Annotated in this window: 24 protein-coding genes, 1 tRNA gene and 1 pseudogene; 17 read left to right on the top strand and 9 right to left on the bottom strand. The window is 64.2% G+C overall.

Translation table 11 applies throughout. From position 1 onward, the window contains the following. Window positions 1-417: 417 nt before the first annotated feature. A complete protein-coding gene (locus tag IJ15_RS26155) occupies window positions 418-576 on the top strand; it encodes a hypothetical protein (RefSeq protein WP_156112151.1) in 159 nt (52 codons plus the stop codon). An 85-nt stretch (window positions 577-661) separates the two neighbouring features. On the opposite strand, the gene IJ15_RS26150 is transcribed toward IJ15_RS26155, so the two are convergent. The 7 genes from IJ15_RS26150 to IJ15_RS0118745 all read right to left on the bottom strand — a co-directional run bounded on the left by IJ15_RS26150 (window position 662) and on the right by IJ15_RS0118745 (window position 6,800). After that, window positions 662-823 carry a hypothetical protein gene (locus tag IJ15_RS26150; RefSeq protein ID WP_156112150.1) on the bottom strand — a complete coding sequence of 54 codons (162 nt, stop codon included), beginning with the start codon at window positions 821-823 and terminating at the stop codon, window positions 662-664. Window positions 824-863: 40 nt separating this feature from the next. Then, complete coding sequence (locus IJ15_RS0118775) at window positions 864-1,691, bottom strand: phage major capsid protein (RefSeq protein WP_031939883.1); 828 nt, start codon at window positions 1,689-1,691, stop codon at window positions 864-866. A 153-nt stretch (window positions 1,692-1,844) separates the two neighbouring features. Then, the gene (locus IJ15_RS26750) at window positions 1,845-2,111 is read right to left on the bottom strand and encodes a hypothetical protein (protein ID WP_231569588.1); all 267 of its coding nucleotides are present in this window, start codon (window positions 2,109-2,111) and stop codon (window positions 1,845-1,847) included. A gap of 209 nt (window positions 2,112-2,320) precedes the next feature. Further along, the gene (locus tag IJ15_RS0118765) at window positions 2,321-2,527 is read right to left on the bottom strand and encodes a hypothetical protein (RefSeq protein WP_031939881.1); all 207 of its coding nucleotides are present in this window, start codon (window positions 2,525-2,527) and stop codon (window positions 2,321-2,323) included. 58 nt (window positions 2,528-2,585) lie between these two features. After that, on the bottom strand, window positions 2,586-2,729 hold the full coding sequence (locus IJ15_RS26145) for a hypothetical protein (RefSeq protein ID WP_156112149.1): 144 nt from the start codon (window positions 2,727-2,729) through the stop codon (window positions 2,586-2,588). A gap of 683 nt (window positions 2,730-3,412) precedes the next feature. Beyond that, window positions 3,413-3,931 carry a hypothetical protein gene (locus IJ15_RS0118755; protein WP_031939880.1) on the bottom strand — a complete coding sequence of 173 codons (519 nt, stop codon included), beginning with the start codon at window positions 3,929-3,931 and terminating at the stop codon, window positions 3,413-3,415. A 1,177-nt stretch (window positions 3,932-5,108) separates the two neighbouring features. Then, entirely contained in the window at window positions 5,109-6,800 is a 1,692-nt protein-coding gene (locus IJ15_RS0118745; RefSeq protein WP_031939879.1) for a recombinase family protein, read from the bottom strand. 20 nt (window positions 6,801-6,820) lie between these two features. Between IJ15_RS0118745 and IJ15_RS26745 the strand changes: the two are divergent. From IJ15_RS26745 to IJ15_RS25305, 8 genes and pseudogenes are all read left to right on the top strand, one after another. After that, a pseudogene (locus IJ15_RS26745) lies at window positions 6,821-6,955 on the top strand (DUF4244 domain-containing protein); the annotation flags it as partial. Next, window positions 6,894-8,315 (top strand): recombinase family protein, encoded by a 1,422-nt coding sequence (locus tag IJ15_RS0118740; protein ID WP_031939878.1) that lies wholly within the window; start codon window positions 6,894-6,896, stop codon window positions 8,313-8,315. The pseudogene IJ15_RS26745 and the gene IJ15_RS0118740, both read left to right, overlap by 62 nt. Window positions 8,316-8,666: 351 nt before the next feature. After that, window positions 8,667-8,873 carry a hypothetical protein gene (locus tag IJ15_RS26140; protein ID WP_156112148.1) on the top strand — a complete coding sequence of 69 codons (207 nt, stop codon included), beginning with the start codon at window positions 8,667-8,669 and terminating at the stop codon, window positions 8,871-8,873. A 469-nt stretch (window positions 8,874-9,342) separates the two neighbouring features. Further along, window positions 9,343-10,056 (top strand): hypothetical protein, encoded by a 714-nt coding sequence (locus tag IJ15_RS26135; RefSeq protein ID WP_156112147.1) that lies wholly within the window; start codon window positions 9,343-9,345, stop codon window positions 10,054-10,056. Window positions 10,057-10,323: 267 nt separating this feature from the next. After that, the gene (locus tag IJ15_RS27095; RefSeq protein WP_031939876.1) at window positions 10,324-10,605 is read left to right on the top strand and encodes a terminase small subunit; all 282 of its coding nucleotides are present in this window, start codon (window positions 10,324-10,326) and stop codon (window positions 10,603-10,605) included. After that, complete coding sequence (locus IJ15_RS0118725) at window positions 10,602-10,949, top strand: hypothetical protein (protein ID WP_031939875.1); 348 nt, start codon at window positions 10,602-10,604, stop codon at window positions 10,947-10,949. Before IJ15_RS27095 ends, IJ15_RS0118725 begins: the two co-directional genes overlap by 4 nt. Beyond that, entirely contained in the window at window positions 10,946-12,199 is a 1,254-nt protein-coding gene (locus IJ15_RS0118720) for a phage portal protein (RefSeq protein ID WP_231569587.1), read from the top strand. The genes IJ15_RS0118725 and IJ15_RS0118720 overlap by 4 nt, the downstream gene beginning before the upstream one ends. Beyond that, window positions 12,189-13,898, top strand: coding sequence for an HK97 family phage prohead protease (locus IJ15_RS25305; protein ID WP_051919186.1), 1,710 nt, complete (start codon window positions 12,189-12,191; stop codon window positions 13,896-13,898). The genes IJ15_RS0118720 and IJ15_RS25305 overlap by 11 nt, the downstream gene beginning before the upstream one ends. A gap of 82 nt (window positions 13,899-13,980) precedes the next feature. Here IJ15_RS25305 and IJ15_RS0118705 read toward each other — a convergent pair whose 3' ends face one another. Beyond that, window positions 13,981-14,976: a GTP pyrophosphokinase gene (locus IJ15_RS0118705; protein ID WP_197059861.1), complete on the bottom strand. Its 996-nt coding sequence runs from the start codon at window positions 14,974-14,976 to the stop codon at window positions 13,981-13,983. Between the two features lie 946 nt (window positions 14,977-15,922). On the opposite strand from IJ15_RS0118705, the gene IJ15_RS0118700 reads away from it, so the two are divergent. Together IJ15_RS0118700 and IJ15_RS0118695 are read left to right on the top strand one after the other, a co-directional pair. Then, window positions 15,923-16,279: a TadE family type IV pilus minor pilin gene (locus tag IJ15_RS0118700; RefSeq protein ID WP_031939872.1), complete on the top strand. Its 357-nt coding sequence runs from the start codon at window positions 15,923-15,925 to the stop codon at window positions 16,277-16,279. Beyond that, the gene (locus IJ15_RS0118695; protein WP_081880809.1) at window positions 16,276-16,632 is read left to right on the top strand and encodes an Rv3654c family TadE-like protein; all 357 of its coding nucleotides are present in this window, start codon (window positions 16,276-16,278) and stop codon (window positions 16,630-16,632) included. Before IJ15_RS0118700 ends, IJ15_RS0118695 begins: the two co-directional genes overlap by 4 nt. A 5-nt stretch (window positions 16,633-16,637) precedes the next feature. Here the strand turns inward: IJ15_RS0118695 and IJ15_RS0118690 are convergent, their stop codons facing one another. Further along, window positions 16,638-19,004 carry a DEAD/DEAH box helicase gene (locus IJ15_RS0118690; protein ID WP_031939870.1) on the bottom strand — a complete coding sequence of 789 codons (2,367 nt, stop codon included), beginning with the start codon at window positions 19,002-19,004 and terminating at the stop codon, window positions 16,638-16,640. A gap of 376 nt (window positions 19,005-19,380) precedes the next feature. Between IJ15_RS0118690 and IJ15_RS0118685 the strand changes: the two genes are divergently transcribed. The 6 genes from IJ15_RS0118685 to IJ15_RS0118650 all read left to right on the top strand — a co-directional run bounded on the left by IJ15_RS0118685 (window position 19,381) and on the right by IJ15_RS0118650 (window position 25,309). Then, window positions 19,381-19,584, top strand: coding sequence for a cold-shock protein (locus IJ15_RS0118685; protein WP_005515803.1), 204 nt, complete (start codon window positions 19,381-19,383; stop codon window positions 19,582-19,584). Window positions 19,585-19,759: 175 nt separating this feature from the next. Beyond that, window positions 19,760-20,344 (top strand): hypothetical protein, encoded by a 585-nt coding sequence (locus tag IJ15_RS0118680; RefSeq protein WP_031939869.1) that lies wholly within the window; start codon window positions 19,760-19,762, stop codon window positions 20,342-20,344. Window positions 20,345-20,489: 145 nt separating this feature from the next. Beyond that, complete coding sequence (topA, locus tag IJ15_RS0118675; RefSeq protein WP_031939868.1) at window positions 20,490-23,399, top strand: type I DNA topoisomerase; 2,910 nt, start codon at window positions 20,490-20,492, stop codon at window positions 23,397-23,399. A gap of 35 nt (window positions 23,400-23,434) precedes the next feature. Continuing rightward, window positions 23,435-24,622, top strand: a complete 1,188-nt coding sequence (locus tag IJ15_RS0118670) for a DNA polymerase III subunit delta' (RefSeq protein ID WP_031939867.1) — start codon at window positions 23,435-23,437, stop codon at window positions 24,620-24,622. A gap of 60 nt (window positions 24,623-24,682) precedes the next feature. Then, a tRNA-Thr gene (locus tag IJ15_RS0118665) sits at window positions 24,683-24,755 on the top strand. Window positions 24,756-25,111: 356 nt separating this feature from the next. Next, complete coding sequence (locus tag IJ15_RS0118650) at window positions 25,112-25,309, top strand: hypothetical protein (RefSeq protein WP_031939866.1); 198 nt, start codon at window positions 25,112-25,114, stop codon at window positions 25,307-25,309. Window positions 25,310-25,600 lie beyond the last annotated feature (291 nt).

Raw genomic sequence — 25,600 nt, 5'->3', positions numbered from 1 at the left:
CCGCGGAGGGCCGTTCGTGCAGGTCAGGGGAAATTCGGTGCCAGAAAAATCGCTGGCGGAGCGGCTCGGCATCGCGAGAGCGTCGGATAAATCAGCTGGATGCCACGGCATCGGATATGCCAGGCGCATTACCACCCGGTCAGACCCGTGGTGGGGGGGGTAACCGGGGTGGGGGTAGGTGACCCCTCGATTCGGAGAGGTCAGAAACCTACGCTGACCTGGGATTATTCTTGAATCTTGCGACTGATCCACAGGTGCATGCGCCCTCGGAGGGCACCTGAGGCACCACCAGGGCGAGGGCGAGGCACAGCCTCGGGCCTCAGCACCAGGCCCCTCGGCCAGGCCGAGGGGCCAGCCGAGGGGCCAGGCCGAGCCCGAGCGAGGCTCGGGCACTGGCGTGTGTGTGACCATGTGCTGGTGCAGACAACAGACACCAGCGGTCAGGCCCTCGACGGCCTAGACGCGTTCTTTGCAGAGGTACTCGGCGAGCCGAGCCAGGAGCTGGGCGAGGCCCTCTCGATCCAGGACATCCCCGTGATCGGGGACGGCGGACTACTCGCCGCGTTCGAGGAGTAGCCCTAGCCGGTGGCGACTGTCCCCAGACTCGTTCCCGTCGACACCCCGCACACCTTCGGGTGTGCGGGGCTTTCGTTAGTCCGGGCTACTCCCAGCGATTCTTGTCGGTCCATCGCGGATGGTCCCCGTAGTGCTTCCTGCGTTGTTCCTCTCGGTGGCGATAGACGTCCTCATCGGTCACCCGAAAGACGGCAACCGCGAATGCGCCCAGCGCGATACCAAGGATCTTGAGAGTGCGTCCGTTCATGCTGACACGGTAGTCCGAGCCGTTCCCTGGGTATGTCAAGTCAGGCAGCGTCGTAGAGCCGGACGATGCCCGCCGGATTCGCGTAACCGAATCCGACTCGAGAGACGGCGCGGATCTGGGTTGCATCCGAACCGAACGCGGCATCCTTCGACTGGCTGACCGTGGTGCCCTTGCGGCGGACGGTCATGACCTGCGAGGAATCCAGAGCCCAAGCGTTGCCGGGGGTGACCGCAGGCGAGACGAGAGCGATCAGGCCAGCGAGCTTGATTCCGTCGTCGACGGTCTCGAGCAGGCCCTGGTTCGAGCCGGTGCCGGTCTTGGCCTTGGACAGCGCCAGAGCCACGTCCGGGGCCAGGACGATGTGGGTCAGGTCGGCACCGTGGGCCATCGCCTGAGACTTCGCGTCGTGGACGTAATCGAGCGTGGTCCAACCAGCTCCGGTGTCGACCATCTGGACACCCGAGACCGAGAGCAGGCCCGACGGGCCGTTGGTGACGGTGTTGCCGAAGAACGCGGCATCGATCTTCTTGCCGATGTCACGAGCCAGCGCCTGGCCGATGATCGCGGCAACCGCCGGATCGGTGTCGTCGACAGCCTCATTCGAGACCTGGGTCAGACCCGCAACCTTGGACGGGATCACGACGATCTCGTTCGTCTCCGGGTCGACCAGGGTGATCGGGGTGTTCTCGGCGTACCAGCCGGTCTCGGGATCCGAGAGCAGCACCGGGAAACGAACCTGGTGCTTGTCGGTGTTGACGACGGTTGCGGCCTGGAAGGCCACAGACTTCGCGTCGACCTCGGTGTCGATCAGCTTGCCGTAGTCCTCCGGGGTGAAGGCGTTGGCGAGGTTGTTGTTCAGAACTGCCATGGTGTGTCCTCCTGGACATATAGGAAAGGGCCCCCAGCTCGATTGCTGGAGGCCTTGATATGGGGTGGATCAGGAGACGGTCACAGACCAAATCCTTATGGGGCACAGCCCCTTTAGGTGAACGCTGTCAGCCACAGACCACAGCGTTCGAAGTCACTGGAACAGTGCGCCCCACGTCGGGGCGGCCGACTTCGGCTTGGTGCCTCCGGTGCCCTGCGAGGGATCGAACGCGGGGACGTTTTTCCGCAGGCCGGGACGCTCGGCTAGGACGGCGGCGACATCCGCCGCGACCTTCTCCGGGTCCACGTTGCCGTCGTCGTCGAGGTAGTCGACCGGCTCGTTCCCGCTGAGGGTGAACACGTCGGACGCATGTGCCAGGCCTGCGTCCGCAGCCAGTCGCTCGACCTCGGCTCGCTGCATCCGCTCGATGCGAGCCTGGGCAGCGGTCAGCTCCTCGCGGGCCTGGTTCCGCTCGACTCGGTACCGGGCTTCTTTGCTGGTGCGCTGAGCACCGCCATCGGTGTCAGGGGTACCCGAGATACTCGAATCGGTAGAAACCTCATCAGCGTGGCTCTCAGGGCCGGGAACAGCGGTCTGTGTTTCTTGCATCTGCTCATCTCTCCTTTGAGCTATCGGTATCGGCGCATAAACAGCGCACGGCGTAGGTCGATCTCTTCGATGTCGTCATCCATCCCGAGCTGAGCGAGGATCACGTACCGGCGCGGGTGCAGCTCCTCGAACCAGGCGAGGTCTCCCGCCTCGTGGATGGCTTCGATGTACTTGGTGGACATCTGCAGGTGCCGCTGGAACGCGGCCTCTCGGGCTTCTGCGTTCATCGGGCGAGCCTCCAGGCGTCCAGCGCCATCGCAGCGCCAGCGGCGAGGTAGATGCTCATCAGTCCACCGACCAATGGGTGATCTGCAGGCCATCGAACGGATGGCCAGTGAGGGTGACGACGGCCTCGGGGCCGACGTTCCAGACCCGATGCGGGCCTCGGTACTCGACAGCGTCTGCGGTTGTCTCGGTCGGTGCGTTCATGCGTGTTCTCTCCTCTGGAAATGCGACAAGCCACGACGTGGGGTCGTGGCCTCGTGGGTGCGTGCGGCATCGTGCCGCTGTGAGGGCTTCTGAGCCCTCGGGATCTTGGGGGTACCTCCACTCTGGAGGTGGCGGTACTCGTCCGTCTCCGTGGATCTCAGGCGGTGTTTGGCTGGCCGGCACTCGGCCTATTCGGCAAGCGCCTGCAGTGTCCGCAGTGCATCTCGGCACCGGACTCGGTACGCGCGCTGTGTGGCGCGGCTGCAGCGGATGCACCGGCCATCGCGGCGGAGGTCCGCGGGGCCGTGGATATGGTGTTGACCGGATCGACAGGTCCGCATGGCGGGCCTCCTTTCGGGGTAGGGCTATCAGGTAGGGGCCGAGAAAAACCCCCGGTCTGCTGTCCGACGAGACAGACCGGGGGCTCTTACTTCTCACTAGGAGTCGGGACAGGCCATGTCCCTTATCCGCTGATGAAGCAGCGGCCTACCGAGGTCAGGCAACCTCGGGAAGTTCAGGCGGTCGGCGGAGAAGAGAGCAACACCGACCGACCTCCGACGAGCTGGGGACTCGTCGGATGCGAACGAGCACCGACCCCACCGGCGCTCAAGCTCGCACGTTCATAAGGGATGTCTTTCCCCTTTCAAATCTTCAGTAGAAATACGGAACACAGTTTCAGTCCTCTAAGTGACGTAACTCATATTGGGGACGGTCCTGATCCAGGAGCCACACGGCTCGCTGGCGGGGGTGCTCCACGATCCCTTCGGCCTACCCGGCTGCCGAGGGGTGACGCCTTGTGCCAGCAGGTTCTCTCTCCGACTCTTCCGCAGGTTCCGCAGGTTCCGCATCCGCTCAGCTGCGGCTGCGTTGTGTGCCGCGTGCCGCTTCTCGCTGCAGTCGGTGCAGTACTTCGGCCACCGACCGGTGTCGGTGCTTCCGTTCTTCTTGTGCGAGATCTTCCGGCGGGTGTGGACGAGCCCGTCGCAGTCGGCGCACGGGCCGTAGTAGACGCGGAATCCCCAGAACTGGACCCAGGCCCCGCCGGTCGATTCCACCTCTTGCCTGACCACGTGGTTCGGGTTCTCGCGTCGCCACTTGTCGACCTTGTTCGGCACCAGCTTGGCGTCCGCCGTGCTGAGCGGGCGGACGTACTCGATGCCGGATGCCGAGGTCTCGACTCGGCCGATGATGTTGGTGTTCATGCCTCTCCTCAGGATGTGTGTCGGAACTCACGGCTAGATGCGGGCCTCTCTCCCGCATCCAGGTGCCTGTTACCGATCTGTAACCTGGGGCTGTGGCTGGCATCTGCCGTATGAGGCTCAGGAGCCAGCCCGGCCCCCTCAACCACGGATGGGGGCCCAGGGTTGGCGAGGCCGAGTAGGCAGATGGTAGACACCAAAACAAAGCGCACCGAAGGTGTCGTATTCGCCATTCTTTGAATGGCAGAGGAGTTGCTCTAGAGCCATTTATGGCTCCTCCCAGGAGTCATTCTGGACCCTCCAGATGCGCCATTGTTGGCGCTCCAAATGGCACCCTCAGGTGCCGCTGAGAACCCCCTTCGGGGGGTTATTATCAACCATTAAAGAATGGTTATTGGAGCCCCTTCAAAGGGGCTCCTAATAATATATCTAGATAGGGATTCTCTTAAGGAGAATCCCCTAGTTCCCTAGTTCGGGAACCCCCTAAAGGGGGTTCCCTCACTCAATCTTCCTGCAGCTGCAGGACTAGATCAAAGATATCCTCTGATGCGCGCGCCCGCGTAGGGCAGCAAAAACCATGCTTGACCAGCATGCACTTTGATGCGGGCCTCTAGCGTCCACGCTGACGGCCTTAAGGTGCGTACCCACCCAACCATCCATGCCATGGTGGGTTAGTCGCTCTCCGTGGCTCCTGGGGGGCCACAATGGCGACGCTCAGATTGAGGACACGACCACATGTCCGCCCGATCCGGCGGACTGATTCGAGGGTACTCCCGCCGGGTCGGCGGGACAAGAGCCGGCCAATCGGGGTGGAGTAATAGCGGTCCGACTAATTCGGGTGCCGGCCCGAGGGGCAATTACCGGATGCAATAAACGGATGGCCGCCAATTCGGAATTGCCGGAAGGGATTAAGGCTGGGGAAATAGGGATTGCACAAGGGTCGGCTCCACCCAATTAATGGGCGTCCACAACAATTGTGAGCCGCAGGACTTGCGGCTCCTTTACGGGATCCAACTCTCTGGGTCCTCCTGGGACCTCCAGCGGTCTCGCAGGATCTCCAACTCCCACAGTATGAAGTCTTCTCGTTCGTCGCCCATACCGACTCAGACGCAGCGGAACGGTCCTCGGTTCCGAGGGTGCCGGGGCCTGCCTGCTTTTGACCGACCCCGGTGCCCGGTCACTACTCGGCCTCTCCTCGCGGGATCTCGAACCGCTCGCCCGTCTTCATGACGACAACCGCCTTGTCGTGGAAGATCTCCATTCCCTGGATGCCCTGCTCGGCCATCGTGGAGAACCTCTCGGTGATCGTCTCGATTATTCCGGCAGTCTTGACCTCCTCGGCCATCTTCCGCAGCTCGCCCAGCTCCAGATGAACCTGCAGCTCTTCGCGCTTCTCGAACGTGACCTTGACGCCCATCGTGCGGAGATAGACGTTCTGTTCGGTGAGGTCCAGAGACTCCCACCAGTCGCGGAACGTTTCGCCGGTCGGCTGCCAGGTCCAGCCAGCGGGCCTGGTGGTTGCTGCAGCCAGCTCCTCTCGGCGCTTGTCGAGCGCCTCGATGTTCGCATCGAGTGCCGCACGCTGCGGCGTACCTGCTCTGTATGGTCCTCGCCCTACCTGGCCGGCAAGGTCGGCGAGGGTGGTGTCCAGGTCTGCTAGCTCGGCTGCGTTGTCCTCGCCCGCATCCCAAATCCGTTGCAGCCGCCCGGAATCACCCATGAGTGCAAGAACCGACGATTCGACTAGATTGTCGAGTTCCTCCATCACGACTGAGCCGTTGCCGCAGGTGGACTTGTATTGCGCTGACGAGCACCGATAGCGGGGCCGACGGCCCTGGCCACCCTTCAGTCGGTAACACGGCCGCCCACAGACTCCGCAGAAGATGACTTGAAGAAGCAGTGCTGTCGACCGCTTGGTCGGCTCCTTCCGGTTCTCGCGGCCTGCCAGCTCCACGCCGAGCTGGTCGAACACATGCTTGGTCAGGATCGGCTCGGCCCGCTGGATAGGCGAGCCGTCAGGGCCTCGTAGAACGTCCTCGGCCTCGAACATCTTTCGTCCGCGTGCATCCCGCAGGATCTCGCCGTTCGCGTTCCGCTTCGGTTCACGCACCGTCACGTACCCAAGCATCGTCGGCTGCGTCAACGACCGCTTGAGCCCCTGCGAGGCCCACTGATAGCCCTTCAGATCGCGGCCCAGGTGAGCGTTCATGCGGTCCTTGGCCGTCGGAACCTTGCGTTCGTTCAAGTCGTGAGCGATTGCTCGTAGCGGCTCACCGGATAGGACGCGCTCGGCAACCTCGTGGATCACTTGGACGGCTTCGGGATCGGGGAACAACCGCCAACCATCGTCGGTCTGGCGAGGAAGGTACCCCCAGGGAAGCTGGGCACCTCCGGTCCATTTCCCGAGCTGCCGATTGTGGGTGTACGCGGATGCGATTCGAGAGCTGATCGCCTCCAGCTCCAGCTCGGCTACCTTCGCCACCAACAACGCGATGATGTCCCCAAACGGTGACGTCAGGTCCAGGAACGACTCGGTGGCGCTCACTAGCGAGACCGAGTGAGTCTGTCCCCATCGGATTAGATCGGCCAGGTCGAGCAACCGCCGAACGATGCGATCCATCCGGTAGACGACGATCACGTCGAACTCATGAAACCGATTCTCGAGCCAGCCCCCGAGTTGCGGGCGCTGGAACGGGGTCGTGAGGCCGGCGGATACGTCCAAGTCCTTGGCGATGCCGACAACCTCGTATCCGCGCTTTTCGCACAGCGCGCGACATGCATCCAGCTGGCGCTCGGGTGAAGTGGTCGCGTCGGTGACGCGCGACAGTCGAACGACAATCAGTGCTCGTGTCGGATTGTGCGGCGTACTCATGTATGTAAACTACTCCTACCGAGTACGCCATCGGCACCATCGCCGCCGCGGCCTTCGGCGCCATTCTCTACACCGTCGTGACGGAAAGTCAAGATAGACTGTTTACCCGGGGACGCTGTTATCTACTGCCGAATCTCGCAGGACCGACTTGGTGAAGGTCTGGGCGTTGAACGCCAGGAAGCCGATTGCAGGAAGCTCGCGGCAGACCTTGGGTGGGGCGTGGTGCGCGTGTTCGTGGACAACGACACGTCTGCGTACGGGCGGAAGCCGCGCCCTCAGTACCGGGCGATGCTGGCTGAACTCGCCACGGGAACTACTGGCGGATTGCTGAGCTGGCACACCGACCGCCTGTATCGGTCTATTCCTGACCTGTCGGAACTGGTGCAGGTGTGTGAGGACCATGAGGTCACCATTCGGACGGTCAAGGCGGGCAAGATCGACCTGTCAACGCCAACGGGGCGACTGAACGCAACCATGTTCGCTGGCATCGCTCGGTACGAGGTAGAGCGGTCGGCCGAGCGGGTGCGGAGCGCCAAGCAGCAACAGGCCCTTGCCGGAAAGTTCCGTGGTGGACCCCGACCGTTCGGGTACACAGACGGCGGAATGGACCTGGTGCCCGACGAGGCTGACGCTATCCGTGAGGCAGCGGCACAGCTGCTCAGTGGCGTATCCCTGAGGTCGATAGCGTTGGCATGGATGGGCGCAGGAATCAAGACAGCGCGGGGCACCGAGACATGGACTGCAACGAGTGTTCGGAAGGTGCTCACGCGGGCACGGAACGCGGGACTGATTGAGCAAGGCGGCAAGATCGTTGGCCCGGCGCTTTGGCCGGCAATCTTTGACGTAGACACCTTGCACGCGCTGCGGGCTGTGATTGCCGACCCGACTCGACGGACGAGCGTTTCCTACGAGCGCGCTCACCAGGGGAGCGGTGTCTACCGTTGCGGCAAGTGCAGCGCGACCATGCGTGTCCTCACGATGGGGCGGACAAAGGAAACCTCCTACAAGGCGTATTCGTGTTCGGCCAGCCCTCACCTGTCTCAGCGCAAGGACGCGCTTGACGAGTTCGTTGATGCGTTGGTGATCGAACGGCTGTCGCGTGAAGACGCAAAGGTGGTGCTTGAGTCAGGCGACGGCCCCGACCTGGCAGCGCTGCAAGTTGAGCGTGACGGCTTGCAGGCGCGCAAGGATGAACTCGCGGGCCTGTTCGCCGCTGGCACTATCGACGGCTCGCAGTTGTCGCGCGGGAGTGCAGAGTTGCAACAACGCCTGGGGCGCATTGACGCTCAGCTTGCGGCGGCGCGTGAGACTTCGCCTGTGGCGAATCTAGCCCTCAGTGGCGAACGGGTTGGTGAGGTTTGGGCTGGCCTATCGCCAGACCTAAAAGGCAAGGTCATCGACCATCTCATGACGGTTACTGTGCTGCCTGTGGGCAGTGGTCAGCGAGCACCCGGCGGCGGTCTCCTGGTCGAACGTGTGCAGGTCGATTGGAAGGTTGCCGAGGTCGCTGTGTGAGTGGATGCTGTTGCACGGACTGAACATTGCGCATGTATTTTGCCGCACTTTGCAGCGAATGACATGTAGGAAAGGGAACAGGGAAAGGGAACAGGGAGAGGGAACAGACGCACTCGCGCTCGGTGAGTCCTGAGTCACTTAGATCTGGCACGGGCCTGAGTAGCGTTGTTGTTAGTGAATGCCACGGCATAAAGCAGTTACCTACGGGAACTGTGTCCTGAGTCACTTAGCCCGTGGCACGGGCGTGAGTAACGTTGTTTGTAGTCAATGCCACGGCATCACGCAGTCGCCAAGCCTCAACCCGCTAGTCGGGTTGGGGCTTTCCTCATTTCCATACCTTAAGGATTGAACATGGCCGGAGAATCGCCGGAACTTCGTCGTGCAGTCGGACGAGCTGCTGCGGCAAAGCGATGGAACAAGTCAGACCTGATCGACAGGCAGCGTGAGCTTGCCGAGTCTCGCATCGCCGAGTTCGTGCGGAAGATCGTGGATCAGGCCCCGCCTCTCGCGCCGGAACAGAGGGACCGTATCTCTGCGTTGCTGGTCGCTGCTGCGTGAGGTGGCAGGACCAACCCGACTACCTGTTGCCGCCTGACCTGAGACGCCCTCGATGGCTCAACGAGGATCAGGCGTTGCGGTACGTACAGCGCGGCGCAAGCACCCTGAGGCGTTGGCGGTACGCGGGCGAGGTCAAGGCGCACAGAACGTCTAAGGGCTGGCTGTACGACCGCGAGTCACTGGCAGCCTGCGAGGTCGAGATGGTGCGCAGGTACGAAGAACGCGCGTGCCCCGGCTTCAAAGGGCGCTGACATGCGTGAATTGTCGTGAGCAAGCCATTTCGTAGAATTGAGACATAGCGTGAACGACGAACGATTCTGTGCATTCCTCAACAAGCGCACTGACGGAAGAAGTTTCCGGCTACGCGATAAGGAATTCAACGGAACACCGGTTTAACTGACGGAATCTGAGGCATACCAATTGCGCGACACGCTCAATGACGCCATTGACGTGCATGAGGAAAAAGCGCGTGGGCTGGGTGGTCAGAAGGTGGCGAAGAAAGCTGAGCATCAAGTTTGAATGGCATAAAGCCTACGGTGCGTCGGACGTACCCAGTTCGGTTAGATCGGTCGCCTATGTGGTTTGGGATTACACGGACGCCAACGGCAACGGTGCCCATCCCGGCATTGAAAGAATCGTTGCTAGTACGGGCCTGAGTAAGCGTCAGGCGTTGCGGAACCTGGCCGAGAACGTGGCCCGTGGGTGGCTGGGGCAAGTGGCGTCAGGGGCGAAGTCGGGCAAGGCCGGCATAGCCAGTGAGTACCGCCTGACCTATCCAGAAGGGCACGAAATCCCGGTGTCACCAGTGTCACCCGGTGCGGGTAGCCCGGTGTCATCCATGACACCCGCCCCAGCTAGCCCGGTGTCACCAGTGTCAAAGCCCGGTGTCACCAGTGTCACCCCAACAGATCCTGCAACAACATCAACAGCTGTGGCGAGGACCGAGAAGCCCGAACCACTTCCTGACGACTGGCAGCCCAACGCCAAGCATCGAGAACAAGCACAGAAGAAATGCCTAGACCTCGAAGCCGTCGCCGCGTACTTCAAGAGTTACGTCATTGAGAACGGTTGGGTGCGCAAGGACTGGGATAAGGCATTTGAAAGCTGGCTCGCGCGCGAAAAGCCAAAGCCTCAAGCCGTGCCCAGATCGGGCAATGCGGGCGGGCGACTCTGGCAGGAATGAGGAAGCGTGGACTGGACGAATCCACCAATCAAACCGGGGATCAGACCTAAGCGGCAACGCTACGGCGGTAGCGACCGCTATTTGCTTGAAGACGGTAAGCCTAAGGCAATCCCTCAGGCAAGCCCTGAAAGTTGCTCAGAGAGCGAATGAGACAGCAATACGAGTAGGTGGGGCGGTCGGAATCACTGCAATGTGCAATCCTTGGCCCCCTTCGGGCGGGGAGTGATCCGCTCCCCCCGAACTTTTTTCTTGAAACGAGGTGCCCGAATGGGCGAATTGAGGGCGGCAGTCGGTGCCGCGATAGAAGCGGCTGACCATCTGCGTCCGTCTGACGGTGCAGCGGTTGCGTTGGCGAAGTCGTGGGCGTCTCAGATCGACAAGCAAGGCGGTGAGCCGTCGCCGGGGTTCCTGCGGCTGTTGAACGCGCTTGGTTTGACGCCTCAGGGCCGTAAGGACTTGGCGGTGGGTGACGAGGTGGTGACTGCGGGGGCGTTGTCGGGGATTCGGCAGCGCCGGGCTGTGCAGGGGATCGGAGAGGGGACGGCATGACGGACAAGGTGCTAGTTGGCCTTGAGTCGCAGATCAGGGCAAGCGAACTGGCGGTTGCGTACCTGGACGGCGACACGGGCCGCTATGACGGGGTATTGCGTGAGGCGTTCGAGGAGTACGGCGGACTTGAGTCGTTGTTCTTTGCGCTTGCGTTCGAGCTGGCCCATTCGTACGTCGGTGACGTAGGGCGTGAACGGGCGGCTGACGCGATTGAGGAACGAATCGGGCTGTACCGGGACGGTATTGCGGCACGTGACCAGATGCTTGCTGACCAGGCGGCGTCACGGGCGCGTCTTGCTGCGGTCGTTGCGGCGGTGGCTGAGGCAGTTGAGGGGGACGCGTGAAGCTGTTCACGTCCAAGGGGGCCAAGCGGTCGGTGAGCCTGGACGATGACGCGGGCGTCATGGTCGGTGAGGGCACCGAGGCGGTGTATCGCAGCCCGGAACAGCTGTGGGCGGAACAGCCGTACTTGCGCACGGTGGTTACGTTCCTGGCGCGGAATGTCGCGCAGCTGGGGATACATGCGTTCACGCGGGATGCTGACGGTTCACGTGAGCGGCTGCGGGATCACCCGTTGGCGTCGCTGGTCAATCGCCCGAACGCGTCTCAGACGGGCTACGAGTTCTTGTTCGGCGTGGTTGCTGACCTGGCGTTGTTCGATGTGGCTTACGTGATGGTTGAGGACCGAACCGCAGACGGTGGCGGGTTCTCGCTGCGGACGCTGCCGAACGGGTGGGTTGTCGGTACTGAGGAGTCAACCGCGTTCGAGGTCGGCACGTATCTGGTCAGGCTGAGCGAGGACGCGGAGCCGGTCGCGGTGCGCGCCGAGAACATGCTTGTGTTCCACGGCTGGAACCCTGCCGACGCGCGTATCGGATCAAGCCCGGTCAAGGCGCTCAATGCGGTCCTGGCGGAACAGATACATGCTCAGGGTTTCCGGCAACAGCTGTGGGAACGTGGCGGGCGCGTGGGTACTTACCTAACCCGCCCCAAGGATGCGCCTCAGTGGTCGAATGACGCTCGTTCTCGGTTCAAGCGCATGTGGTCTAGCGTCTGGTCTGGCGTGCGTGGTTCGAGTGCGGGCGGTACGCCTGTGCTTGAGGACGGAATGGAACTCAAGCGGGTTGGCTTCTCAGCCAAGGAAGAGGAATACGTTGAGGCGTCCAAGCTGGCGCTGACAACGGTTGCCGCTGTCTACCACGTGAACCCAACCATGTTGGGCCTGCTCGATAACGCGAACTACGCGAATGTTCGTGAGTTCCGGCGCATGTTGTACGGCGACACTCTGGGGCCGATTCTGGCGATGATCGAGGCCAGGCTGAACGAGTTCCTGGTGCCGCGCTTCGCTGACGCTGCGGGCGTCTATGTCGAGTTCAACCTTGGCGAGAAGCTGCAAGGTTCGTTCGAGGAACAGGCCGCTGTACTCAGTGCAGCCACGGGCGTTCCGTACATGACGCCGAACGAGGCGCGGGCCAAGTTGAACCTGCCTGCGGTCGAGGGCGGGGACGTGCTCGCAATGCCGTTGAACATGGCCGGCAACCACTCAGGTGCCGGTGTAGACGATGGGGAAGAGGTGGCAGTCGATGCCGCATAAGGACCACGGCGGGGCGCTGCTCAAGGCGGGGCCGGGCGACGGACTGGCCGAGGGGCAGTTTGTGGCCTACGCCAGCGTGTTCGGCAACGTCGATTCCTACGGGGACGTTGTGGAACCTGGCGCTTTCACAGAAACGCTCAATGCGTGGGCTGCGAAGGGTGCGCCTATTCCGCTGCTGTTCGGGCACAACATGGCTGACCCGGATTTCAATATCGGGCACGTCGTCAAGGCGGAAGAGGACGGGCACGGCCTCAAGGTGCTGTGTCAGCTCGACCTTGAGTCGCCCAAGGGTGCGCAGGTGCACCGGATGCTCAAGGGCAAGCGGGTGGACAACCTGAGTTTCGCCTATGACGTGCTTGATTCCCAGCCGGTCAAGAGTGAAGAGCTGGGCAACTACGTCAGCCTGAAAAAGCTTGATCTGCACGAGGTTTCCGTTGTCCCGATCGGCGCGAACCGTGCCACGTCGGTTGTAGCTGTGAAGGGTGACCAGGGCGTCACCACCAAGAAGAACGAGGGTGTCATGAACGTCAAGGAACAGAAGGCGGCGGCTGTCGCCAAGATGCAGGGCATCGTTGACGGGGCCAAGGCCGCGGGTGTCGAACTGACCGACGAGGAAGCCCTTGAGGTGTCCGACCTGCTGGGCAAGGTCGAGGAATGCAACGTGCAGATCAAGGCGTCTCTCGACTCACAGGCGCTGGTTGCCGCTGTCGAGAAGCTGGGCAAGGGCGTTGAGCCGGTCGTGAACGAGGGGGAGAAGTCAGGTATGAGCGTGAACAAGTGCCGTTTTCTCGGGTTGAGTGGAAAGTCGGCCAAGGACGCTGCGAGCAAGTTGGCGGGGCAGATGCTCGGGCAGGCAGGGGGCGTGAAGTCGCTTACCACTGCCGGTGAAGCCGTCACCGGCACGCCGCTGGTGTCTCAGTCCCCGATTGAGCTGGACAAGGTGCCTACGTCGTTCCTGGACGTGCTCGCGGTCGCTCAGCACACCACGCCGGTCTACCAGTACCTGCGGCAGACCGTGCGTGAGAACAACGCTGGCGTCTGGAAGGCCGGCAACAAGCCGGAATCGAAGTTCACGGTTGAGAACGTCAACGGCGAGCTGTCCGTTGTCGCTCACCTGTCCGAGGGCGTGAACCGCTACACCTTGCTCGACAACGCGGCGTTGGGCGACTTCCTGAACGCTGAGATGCTGGACGGGCTGCGGCAGGCGGTAGAGGCTCAGGTTCTCAATGGCGACGGCACAGGCAACAACATGACGGGCGTTCTCGCCACGTCGGGCGTCCTGGTGCAGGCGTTCGCTACGGACCTCGTGACAACCACACGCAAGGCGATTACCTCGCTGGAAACGCAGGGCCGCAAGCCGGGCGTGTTCGTCCTCAGCCCGACCGACTGGGAAGCCCTCGAACTGGCCCGCAACACCAGCGGTTCGTTCGACCTGGCGCACACTGCCGTTGACCGCGCCGCGCGCAAGCTGCACGGTGTGCCGGTCACTGTGTCCACTGCGTTGCCGATCAAGATGGCGGTTCTGCTGGACCTGGACGCGGTGAAGGTAGATACCGACACCCACGGACTGGTGGTCGAGTGGGGCACTGCTGGCGACGACTTCAAGCAGAACGCTCAGCGTCTCCTTGTCGAGGGCCGGTTCGGTGTTTCGGTCCTGCGCCCGTCCGGCGTCGTGAAAATTGACACGGCGATCAGCTAATCTGAATTGAGAAACCGCCTTCCGTGAGACTGCATGGGGAGGCGGTTCCTTTTAGGTTCGATTCACCGTGGTTGATTGAGTTCTAAAAGACATCGTCATCGTCCTCAATATGGACGAAAAATGGCTCATCAGGGAACGCCATGGTGAGGCAGCTACGTGCGAACCCGACTTGCGTGTACGGGGATAGGACTTCGGAATCTAGGGTGCTGTAGGGCATGTCATCGACCTCATCTTGCTCCGCGCGACGCTTGTTTTCCTGGAGGAGATTGCGCAGCTTGCCGATCCCAATGATCTCTCTCGCTGAAAGCTGTTCTACAAGTTCCGAGAAGGTTTCATCCGAGTCCTGTTCGCGTTCATGGAATAGCTCGGAAAGAAGGGCCTTGAGCGTAGCTCGATTGATTCCGACGTCAACGTTGGCGCTGAGCGCGATCGTCGCGGCAGCACTCATCTCGGATATAGCCGATGCGTCGTTGATCTGCTGGAACTGCTGGTCGGCAATGTAGAACAAGGCGCTGAGAGCGTGGAAGTCTTTCTTAAGTTCGGGCGGGATGCTAGCTTCTCCCTTGTATGCGAGGTGGTGGGAAACATTCGCCCATGCGTCCATGAGGAGGGTTCGGCATTGTATCTCGAATCGTATCCCCTTCAATTCATCGTAGCGGGGGCCTCGGTGGGCGTCGTTAAGCAGGCATTCGTAGTGGACTGACATATATCCGAAGCTTTCCGAAGGAAGCTGTTCAATTTTGTTCTCAACAACCTTGACGTCGAAACTCTGTTCGATTATCTCTTGAATCTTGGGTAGATCTTTGACAAATAGGCAGACCACTCGCCCGCCCACAAGGTCGGGAGTTTGCTCCATTGGTCTTGTGTAACCTTTTCGGAGAATCTTATCTAGGAAGCTCTTCCGCTCCTTCACTCGGCAGGTGAGGGAGTGGATCTTGATCTCGGTGTTGCTGAGCTTCTCTTTGATTGAGAACTCGATCTCATCCGCGAGTCTGTTGTAGAGATGCAGTCGGCCGTCGTATTCAATTCCTGCATCCACGCTCGCCGCTTGGAGAGCTGGAAGAGTCGTTTCGCTCATTCTCGGAGTATGAAGTAGTCCGCCAGATTCGTCCAGCATTTCGACCCAGAAGGGCGCAACGGGTGTCCTGGCGAACTCTGCGGGGGGAATTCGCCGGGAGGGAGGGAGTGGGGAGAGGGCAGGGCGTACCCCGTACCGCATAGGTACGGATGCGCCTTCTCGCCGGTCGGTCGGTCGCTGCGGTCGGTTGGTATGCACACGCCTACGGGAATCACTCGTATGGCGTCAGGGCCGGGATGCTCACACAGCGCGCTACAGCTACCACGCTGTCCCCGTCCGGGCCTGCCTTCAACGGGTGTCACTGTGTAATCGGAATGGTTGCTGTGGCCCCTCTGACGGGCGACGGCACCGCTGGTGAGGCGGTCTACCCGTTGGAAGGCCCACGGGCACAGGGGATTGAGCGATGGGGAAGGGTGCGCCTGGCGTACCGAAATGGCCGACAGCACGGACCGACCCGCAAGGCCGCACAGGTGCCGTGAGGCACCTGTGCGACCCAACGGGCCGCTATGTGCTCGCGCGGTAGGTGAGGTAGAGGTCAGACAGTGCGCAAATGAGTTCAGGCAGTCTCTCGGCGGCAAGCTCAGGCGAGCCAAGCGGATTTGCGGCCGATAGGGAGACAACGAACCGGCGCGTTGCGTCAGCGTGGCGCTCAAGGTGCAACTTCACGCCTGTCTCAACGGTATTGACGCGTTCGGTCACGGTGCGCACTGCCACCACCTCAAGGGTGGCCGTGGGTGCTACCCACATGATCGGTTGCGCGGATACACTGCTGGAACGGTTCACGGGCGGCTCGATTCCGCTAGTGGGCTGAGGTCCTGGCTGAGCGTTGGCGCGCTCGCTAGGGCCGTGTCATTTGTGACAGTCCAACTTCTACCTTCGTCGTGACCGGGGACTCGATCGTCTCGGCGCTCACCGGCATCATCGACAAGGCGTTGGCCACGTCGGTGTGACGGCACGGTCCGTCCTGCGGCGGGAGGACGGTGCGGTCACGGTGGAGGCGGCGATCGCGATCGCGTCCATCGTGACCGTGGTGGTCCTCTGCATCGGGGCGATCGTCGCGGTGTCGGCGCAGGTGCAGTGCATCGACGCGGCGCGGGAAGCGGCGAGATTGGCCGCCCGCGACGACCGTGCCAACGCGGTCACCGTGGCGCGGCGGGTCGCACCGTCCGGTGCGGACATCACCCTCGACGACGACGGGGAGTTCGTCGTGGCGACGGTGCGGGCCCGCGCCGCGTTGCTGCCGCTGGTGGAGTTGTCGGCCGAGGCGGTCGCGGTCCGTGAGCCGAGGACGGCGGACGGGTGACGGGTCTGCGGGAGGACGAATCCGGGGGTGCGACGGTGTTCGCGTGCTTCGCGCTGACGGCACTCGTCGTGGTCACCGCCGGACTCGTGCACGTCGGCGGGGCGGTCGCTGCCCGGCATCGGGCGCAGGCCGTCGCGGATCTGGCGGCACTCGCGGCGGCGTCCGCGCTGTCCGGTGGTGACGAATCCTCCTGCATCGCAGCCACGTCCATCGCGGATCGGATGGGCGCCACGGTGGCGCGGTGCGCGGTCAGCGGCTGGGACGTGGTGGTCGAGGCGCAGGTGCGAGTGGGGTCCGTGTCGTTCGTTGCCGGCCCCGCACGCGCCGTCGCACGGGCCGGGCCGGCCGAGTGAGCGGTTCAGGTCGCCGTGCGGTCCGGGTCCACCGCCGTCAGCACCGCGGTGAGAACCCGGATCGCGCCGTCCTTGTCGAGAGGCTGATTGCCGTTGCCGCACTTGGGGGAGTGCACACACGAGGGGCATCCGGTGGCGCACTCGCAGGACTCGATCGCGTCCCGGGTGGCGCTCAGCCAGCGGACCACTTCGGCGTGGCCGCGGTCGGCGAACCCGGCCCCGCCGGGGTGTCCGTCGTACACAAACACCGTCGGCAGGCCGGTGTCCGGGTGCAGTGCCGTCGAGACGCCGCCGATGTCGCCCCGGTCGCACGTCGCGACCAGAGGAAGGAGCCCGATCGCGGCGTGCTCGGCGGCGTGCAGCGCGCCGGGGACGCGGTCGGCGCCGATGCCCGCCTCCTCCAACAGTTCCGGGGTGATCGTGTACATCACGGCCCGGGTCTGCAGGGTCTGCGCCGGCATGTCGAGTTCCACCGAGTCCAGCACCTCGCCGGACGACAGCCGGCGCAGGTAGCCGACCACCTGATGCGTCACCTCGACCTGCACCAGTGCGACGCCCACCCCGCCGTACCGCTTGTGTTCGGCGACGTCGCCGATCGCGATGTCGGTGATCTCCCGGGCCGAGGTGGTCCAGTCCGGGTCCTCGGCATGCACCAAGGCGATCCCGTCGTCGAGATCGAGGTGGTCGACGACGAAGGATTCACCCTGGTGGATGTGGACGGCCCCCGGGTGGGCGGTCGCCGGGGCGCGGCCGGAGTCGACAGTCCCCAGCATGCGTCCGGATTCGCCGTCGACGATCGCGACCTGGCCGCCGATGCCGCCGCGGATGTCGACGTTGCTGTGCGGATCGGAGCCGGCGGTGACGAACCAGCCGTGCGCCCGACGCCGGATCAGGCCTTGCGCGGCCAACTCGGTCAGCACCTCCGTCGCACCGAAGTCGGCGACCTCGGCGTCGGACAGGGGTAGTTCCAGCGCCGCGCACAGCAACTGCGGGCCGAGGACGTACGGATTGGTCGGGTCGGTCACGGTGGCCTCGACCGGACGATCCAGCAGTGCCGCCGGGTGGTGCACCAGATAGGTGTCGAGTGGGTCGTCGCGCGCCACCAGGACCACGAGCGATCCCTCGCCCCGCCTGCCGGAGCGGCCGGCCTGCTGCCAGAACGAGGCGACGGTGCCGGGGAAGCCCGCGACCACGACGGCGTCGAGGCCGGCGATGTCGACCCCGAGTTCGAGGGCGTTCGTCGTCGCGACACCGAGCAGTCGACCGTCGGCGAGCGCGGCCTCGAGGTCGCGACGGTCCTCGGCCAGGTATCCGGCGCGATAGGCCGCCACCCGCCCGGCCAGGTCCGGGTCGACCTCGGCCAGGGCGCGTCGGGTGCCCATCGCGGTGAGTTCCGCGCCGCGGCGGGACCGGACGAAGGTCAGGGTTCGGGCGCCTTCGACGAGCAGGTCGGCCATGATGCGGGACGCTTCCGATCCCGCGGCCCGTCGCACCGGTGCGCCGTTCTCCCCGGTGACGGACGGGAGCAGCGGCGGCTCCCACAGCGCGATGGTGCGGGGCCCGTGTGGTGAGCCGTCCTCGGTGACTTCGGCGCAGGGGGCACCGATCAGTCGGGACGCGGCCGCGCCGGGATCGGCGGTGGTCGCGCTCGCGAGGACGAATACGGGGTTCGCGCCGTACCGGGCCGCGATGCGACGCAACCGCCGCAGTACCAGTGCGACGTTGGAACCGAACACGCCTCGATAGGAGTGGCACTCGTCGACCACGACGTAGCGCAGGTTGCGGAACAGGTGAGACCAGCGTTGGTGCGATCGCAGGATCCCGATGTGCAACATGTCCGGGTTCGTGAAGATCCATCGGGAGTTCGCCCGCGCCCACTGCCGGATCTCGGTCGGAGTGTCGCCGTCGAAGCCGCTGGGGTGGATCGACCCGAGTTCGGGCTCGGACTCGGTGAGCGCGATCGCGGCGCGCAACTGATCGGCGCCGAGTGCCTTGGTCGGGGAGAGGTACAACGCGGTGCCGCGGGAATCTTCGGCGAGCGCGGTGAGTACCGGTAGTTGATATGCGAACGATTTACCGGACGCGGTACCGGTCGCGACGACGACGTGTTCTCCGGCCGCCGCGATCGATGCCGCCTCGGCCTGATGACTCCACGGTCGCGGAATCCCGGCCGCCCGCAACGCGCGCACTGCGGCGTCTGCGGACCACTCCGGCCATTCGACGAATCGGGAAACCCGCGGCGGAAGTTCTGCGGTGAACGTCAAGGGTTGTTCACCCGCCGGTGTACCGGCCAGTAGACGATCGAGAAGGGTCCGCCCGAACGAGTTGTCGCCGTTTTCTCCCGTGTCGTGGGAGTGGGGCGAGGGGTTCACGGGACCTCTTCCGGAATTGTCGTCGGGTCGCGTCCTGGGCTGCTTCCGCTGGCTGGACCTGCGGTTTTGATCCTATCTGCGTTCGGGGACGGGTGTCCGGCAGGGGTGTACCCCACGGTAGTTCGAGTGGCACCTGGTGCAAGATCAACCATTTGCAGTATTTGTTCGTCTTTCGACTGTTGCGGGCGCGTCCGACGTGGTTGACTGTGACCTGGTCGCAGCTTCTGTGTTCGTTTAAACGCTCGCAGGATCGATGTTGCGAGCGCGGTGCTTATGCGTTCCTGAGGGGGAATCGAGAAAGTACAGCGGTCGGAACCGGCCCGATGGACCGGAAGTGCTGTCCATCGAATCCGGTGTAAGAAAGAGAAGGAAAAGCATGGCACAGGGCACTGTGAAGTGGTTCAACGCGGAAAAGGGCTTCGGCTTCATCGCTCCCGAGGACGGCTCCGCTGACGTCTTCGTCCACTACTCGGAGATCCAGGGCAGCGGCTTCCGCACCCTCGAGGAGAACCAGCGCGTCGAGTTCGAGGTCGGCCAGGGCACCAAGGGCCCGCAGGCCACCGGCGTTCGCGCTATCTGATCCGTTCACCAACTGAACGATTGATTCAAGGCCGGTCCTACTGACCGCTGCCTGACTCGTCCCCTGCCACCGGAAACGGTGGTGGGGGACGAGTTCGTTGTGGGCCGATTTTTCTTCCGGTGTGGGATGCGCGATCCGGGCGAACGGTGCCGGATCTTGGCCTACTGTCCACCTTGTGGCTCAGCTGTCCTTCTTCTCCGCCGAGTCGGTGCCGCCCGCGGTCACCGATCTCGGCGGGCTGCTCGCGGCGCAGGGACAGGTCGTCACCTCGAAGGAGGGTGCCCGGGTATCCGTGGTGGTCGACAGCAGGTGGCGGGCCGAGGCGATCGCCGAGTTGATCCGGGATGCCGGCCTGGACGCCGAGATCGGTTTGTCCGAGGAGGGGCGCCCCCTGGTGCGCACGGCCCCGGTTCCCCAGTTGGCGGATCTGGCGGTGCAGTGGACCCGCGGAGCTGTGAAGGCGGTGCCGGACGGCTGGATCCCGGGGTCCCGTGAGCAACGGGCGTGGGTCTTGGCCTCGGGCCGCGTCGAGGCGGACGGCCAGCGGTACGTGCTCGGCCTCGACCCCCATGCCCCCGATACGCACGTGGTACTCGCCCAATCGCTGATGCGTGCCGGGGTAGCGCCGACGATCATCGGAATCCGGGGGACGTCCCCGGGATTGCGCATTTCGGGCCGGCGACGGCTTATGCATCTCGCGGAGAACATCGGTCGGCCGCCCGACGATGTCGATGCCCGGCGCAACTGGCCGCACATTTGAGCGAACGGAGCGGGACGGATATGCGCGTTCATCTTCCTGGTGTGACACCCTGTAACTGACCGGACCCGGTATAACGGGGGCGGAGACGAGATTCGCATCAGGTGCACAGCGGCACTGATCGAGCATGAAAGGTGCGGACAGACTGGTGGCATCACGGGAGAAGAGCACGGCGGACGGAGCGTCCGCCACGCGCCGCCTCGTCATCGTCGAGTCACCGACGAAGGCCAAGAAGATCGCGCCCTACCTCGGCAAGAATTACGTCGTGGAGGCCTCGGTCGGGCATATCCGCGACCTGCCGCGTGGTGCCGCCGACGTACCCGCCAAATACAAGGGCGAGCCGTGGGCCCGGCTCGGTGTGAACGTCGACCACGACTTCGAGCCGCTGTATGTGGTCAGCCCGGAGAAGAAGTCGAAGGTCACCGAGCTCAAGAGCCTGCTCAAGGACGCCGACGAGCTCTACCTCGCGACCGACCCCGACCGCGAGGGCGAGGCCATCGCCTGGCATCTGCTCGAGACTCTCAAGCCGAAGATCCCGGTCCGCCGGATGGTGTTCCACGAGATCACCGAGCCCGCGATCCGCGCGGCCGCCGAGGACACCCGCGATCTCGACAACGATCTGGTCGATGCGCAGGAGACTCGCCGCATCCTGGACCGGTTGTACGGCTACGAGGTCAGCCCGGTGCTGTGGAAGAAGGTCATGCCGCGGCTCTCGGCGGGCCGCGTCCAGTCCGTCGCGACGCGTGTCATCGTGCAGCGCGAACGGGAGCGGATGGCCTTCCGTTCGGCGTCGTACTGGGACATCTCGGCGACGCTCGACGCCGGAGCCGAGGCCAGCCCGCGCAACTTCGGTGCGCGTCTGGTGTCGGTGGACGGCTCTCGTGTCGCTGCCGGCCGCGATTTCGGGCCCGACGGCAAGCTGAAGTCCACGGGTGTGACGGTGATCGACGAGGCGTACGCCCGTCGACTGGCCGAGGCGCTCGAAGGCGTCGACCTGGTCGTCTCGTCGGCCGAGGACAAGCCGTACACGCGTAAGCCGTACGCGCCGTTCATGACGTCGACGCTGCAGCAGGAGGCAGCCCGCAAGCTGCGCTTCTCGTCGGAGCGGACCATGCGTGTCGCGCAGCGTCTGTACGAGAACGGCTACATCACCTACATGCGAACCGACTCGACGACGCTGTCGCAGTCGGCCATTTCCGCGGCTCGCGCCCAGGCCACCGAGTTGTACGGCGCCGAGTACGTGCATGCCACCCCGCGCCAGTACACCCGCAAGGTGAAGAACGCGCAGGAGGCACACGAGGCGATCCGTCCGGCCGGCGACGTCTTCCAGACTCCCGGTCAGCTGCATTCGCGCCTCGAGACCGACGAGTACCGGCTGTACGAGCTCATCTGGCAGCGCACTGTCGCATCGCAGATGGCCGACGCCCGCGGCACCACCCTGACGCTGCGCATCACCGGCACCGCCGGTACCGGCGAGGAGTGCACGTTCTCGTCGTCGGGTCGCACCATCACGTTCCCCGGCTTCCTCAAGGCGTATGTCGAGAGCGTCGACGAGGAAGCCGGCGGCCAGTCCGACGACGCCGAGTCGCGTCTGCCGGTGCTCACGCAGGGGCAGGGCGTGACCGCCACCAAGCTCGATCCGGACGGTCACTCCACCAATCCGCCGGCCCGCTACACCGAGGCCAGCCTGATCAAGGCGCTCGAGGATCTCGGTATCGGCCGCCCGTCGACGTACTCGTCGATCATCAAGACCATCCTGGACCGCGGTTACGTCTACAAGCGCGGTAGCGCGCTCGTTCCGGCGTGGGTCGCGTTCGCGGTGATCGGCCTGCTCGAGGCGCATTTCGGTCGGCTCGTGGACTTCGACTTCACCGCGGCTATGGAGGACGATCTCGACGAGATCGCCGGTGGTCGCGAGCAGCGCGGCAACTGGCTCTCGCACTTCTATTTCGGTGACACGGAGGCGAGCGACGATTCGATCGCGGCCGCCGGTGGCCTGAAGAAGATGGTCGGCGAGAATCTCGAGGACATCGACGCTCGCGAGATCAACTCGATCCGACTGTTCGACGACGCCGAGGGCCGCGAGGTCCACGTGCGGGTCGGACGATTCGGCCCGTACCTCGAGCGGATGGTTGCAGATACCTCGGAAGGGGCCGCTCCGGACGCGCTCGTGTCCCAGCGCGCCAATCTGCCCGACGACCTGCCGCCGGACGAGCTCACGCCCGAGTACGCGGAGAAGCTGTTCGCCACTCCGCAGGAGGGGCGCAAGCTGGGCGTCGATCCGCTCACCGGGCACGAGATCGTCGCGAAGGAGGGCCGGTTCGGTCCGTACGTGACGGAGATCCTGCCGGAGCCCGCGCCGGAGCCGGAGCCGGACATCGTCCCGGTCGAGACGGCCGCCGACGGCACCACCAAGACGAAGGCCGCCAAGAAGGCGCCGGCGAAGAAGGCCGCGAAGAAGGCTGCCGGCCCCAAGCCGCGCACCGGCTCGCTGCTCAAGTCGATGGATCTGGAGACCGTCACGCTCGAGGACGCGCTGCGCCTGCTGTCGCTGCCGCGTGTCGTCGGCGTCGATCCCGAGTCGAAGGAAGAGATCACCGCGCAGAACGGCCGGTACGGGCCGTACCTGAAGAAGGGCACCGATTCTCGTTCTCTGGAGAACGAGGAGCAGATGTTCACGGTGACGCTCGAGGATGCCCTCAAGATCTATGCCGAGCCCAAGCGGCGCGGTCGCCAGGCGTCCGCGGCGGCTCCGTTGCGCGAGCTCGGCAACGACTCCGCGACCGGCAAGCCGATGGTGATCAAGGACGGCCGCTTCGGTCCGTACGTCACCGACGGCGAGACCAACGCGAGCCTCCGTAAGGGCGACGAGGTCGAGTCGATCACCGACGAGCGCGCGTCCGAGCTGCTCGCCGACCGACGCGCCCGCGGTCCGGTGAAGAAGAAGGCCGCCGCGAAGAAGGCGCCGGCCAAGAAGGCCGCCGCGAAGAAGACTGCGGCCAAGAAGGCACCCGCGAAGAAGGCTGCGGCGAAGAAGACCACGGCCGAGAAGCCGTGATCCGGCGCGTCGGCACGGATCGTTAGGCTCGTCGCGTGGCGGGTGTATTCGATCGACTGGTCGGCCAGGAGCATGTCGAGACCGAGCTGACGGCTGCCGCCACCGCTGCTCGCGGAGGCGACGCCGGGTCTCGGATGACGCACTCGTGGCTGTTCACCGGTCCACCCGGCTCCGGCCGTTCGGTCGCGGCCCTCTGCTTCGCGGCGGCGCTGGAGTGCACGTCCGACGGCGTACCCGGCTGCGGGGAGTGCCATGCCTGCACGACGACGATGGCCGGCACCCACGGTGATGTCCGGCGGGTGGTGCCCGAAGGCCTGAGCATCAGCGTCAAGGAGATGCGCGGCATCGTGCAGACGGCGTCGCGCCGGCCCAGTACCGGACGGTGGCAGGTCGTCGTGATCGAAGACGCCGATCGGCTCACCGAGGGCGCCGCCAACGCGCTCCTCAAGGTTGTCGAGGAACCGCCGGACCGCACTGTGTTCCTGCTGTGTGCGCCGTCGGTCGACCCTCAGGACATCTCGGTCACCCTCCGCTCGCGGTGCCGGCATGTTCCGCTGGTCACGCCGACGGTCGACGCGATCGCCCAGGTTCTGCGCGAACGGGATCAACTCGACCCCGAGACCGCGGAGTGGGCCGCCTCCATCTGTGGTGGCCACGTCGGGCGTGCCCGACGCCTCGCGAGCGACGAGGATGCCCGGGCCCGACGCAAGCGGGCCCTCTCGCTGGCGACGGCTGCGCTGCGACCGGGCACGGCGTATGCCGCGGCCGAGGAACTGATCCAGGCAGCCGAGCTCGAGGCCAAGGAATTGACGGCCGAACGGGACGAGCGGGAGACCGAGGAACTTCGGACGGCGCTGGGCGCCGGCGGCACCGGCAAGGGTGCGGCCGGGGCGTTGCGCGGTTCGGTCGGCGTACTCAAGGATCTCGAGAAGCGGCAGAAGTCGCGGGCCACGCGAACCGGCCGTGATTCGCTCGACCGCGCGCTGATGGATCTCGTGGGTCTGTACCGCGACGCACTGGCCTACTCGTTCGGATCGGGCGCGACGTCGAACCATCCGGACATGTCCGAGCAGGCCGCGGACCTCGCATCGCGGACCTCTCGGGAGGGACTGCTGCGCTGTATCGAGGCAATCCTCGATTGTCGGGAGGCCCTGGACATGAACGTCAAGCCCAAGTTCGCGGTCGCCGCGCTCGTCGCGCGGTTGGGTGCGGAGTTTGCCTAGATGCCCCGATTTGCTTTTGGGGCAGGGGTACGCGCTAGACTCGCACGCGCCGAGAGGCACGCTGCCTTAGCTCAGTCGGTAGAGCATTTCACTCGTAATGAAAAGGTCGAGAGTTCGATTCTCTCAGGCAGCTCCGAAAGGGCCCCTCACCTGGTTTACCAGGTGAGGGGCCCTTTTTTCGTCGGAGAGCGCGTCCCCGGCATCCGGGCTCCGGGCGGTAGGGAGTGGAGATGCCCGTGCCGGCCGTGGACGACGCGGGCACCGAGGCGTTGGTTCGGTTCCTTGTTCAGCGGACAATGGTGGACAGGGAGAGCCCACACTCCTATGGAAGGGCGGGGCAGTGCTGATGGAGATCTTCTGGTTGATCCTGATGATCGGCGCACTCGTGATGCTGATCCCAGTGGCAAGGCAGGCGTTTCGTCGGAACGACGACGACTGACCCGTCCGAACCGCTCGACAAGGGTGGTCGAGAACGGCCATGCTCGGAAGGTGAGCGAATCACTGAAGGTCCGCGTCCGAGAGAAGCTGTTGCGGCAGTTGGCGGAGAACGGCGGGCATCCGGTCGAGGAGTTCGAAGGCGACGATCCGCGACTCGTCGCGATCGATGGTGACCTGGCTGCACTCGACGAAGTTGCGGAGGACGACCCTCTCGTCGAGGAGCTGGCCGCCAAGTACTGGGTGCCGTAGCGCGTAGTCGTAGCCGATCGTCGCGCGATTCGCAGGGCCGTCCGGCCGTTCGAGGGCTCTGAACAGGCGATTTGGCGTTAGGCGAAGGGTTCGCGTAACTTATTCCAAGTCAGAGCGACACGGACACCGACCCGCCGCCGAGCTTCACAGCTCAGGTGAGGGAAAACGAGGTTGTACGGAGAGCGCCTGAAAATCCGAGTGTGAGACTTCCTGTAGGGTGGTTGAGCGTCTTCGGGTGGCCGAGTGAAGTTCCGGGTTTGCGCCCGGGTGCGGATTCGGTTAGGCTGGAAC

Origin of the sequence: Prescottella defluvii (genome assembly GCF_000738775.1) — a bacterium.
GTDB lineage: Bacteria > Actinomycetota > Actinomycetes > Mycobacteriales > Mycobacteriaceae > Prescottella > Prescottella defluvii.
This window is presented reverse-complemented; position numbering and strand designations above follow the sequence as displayed.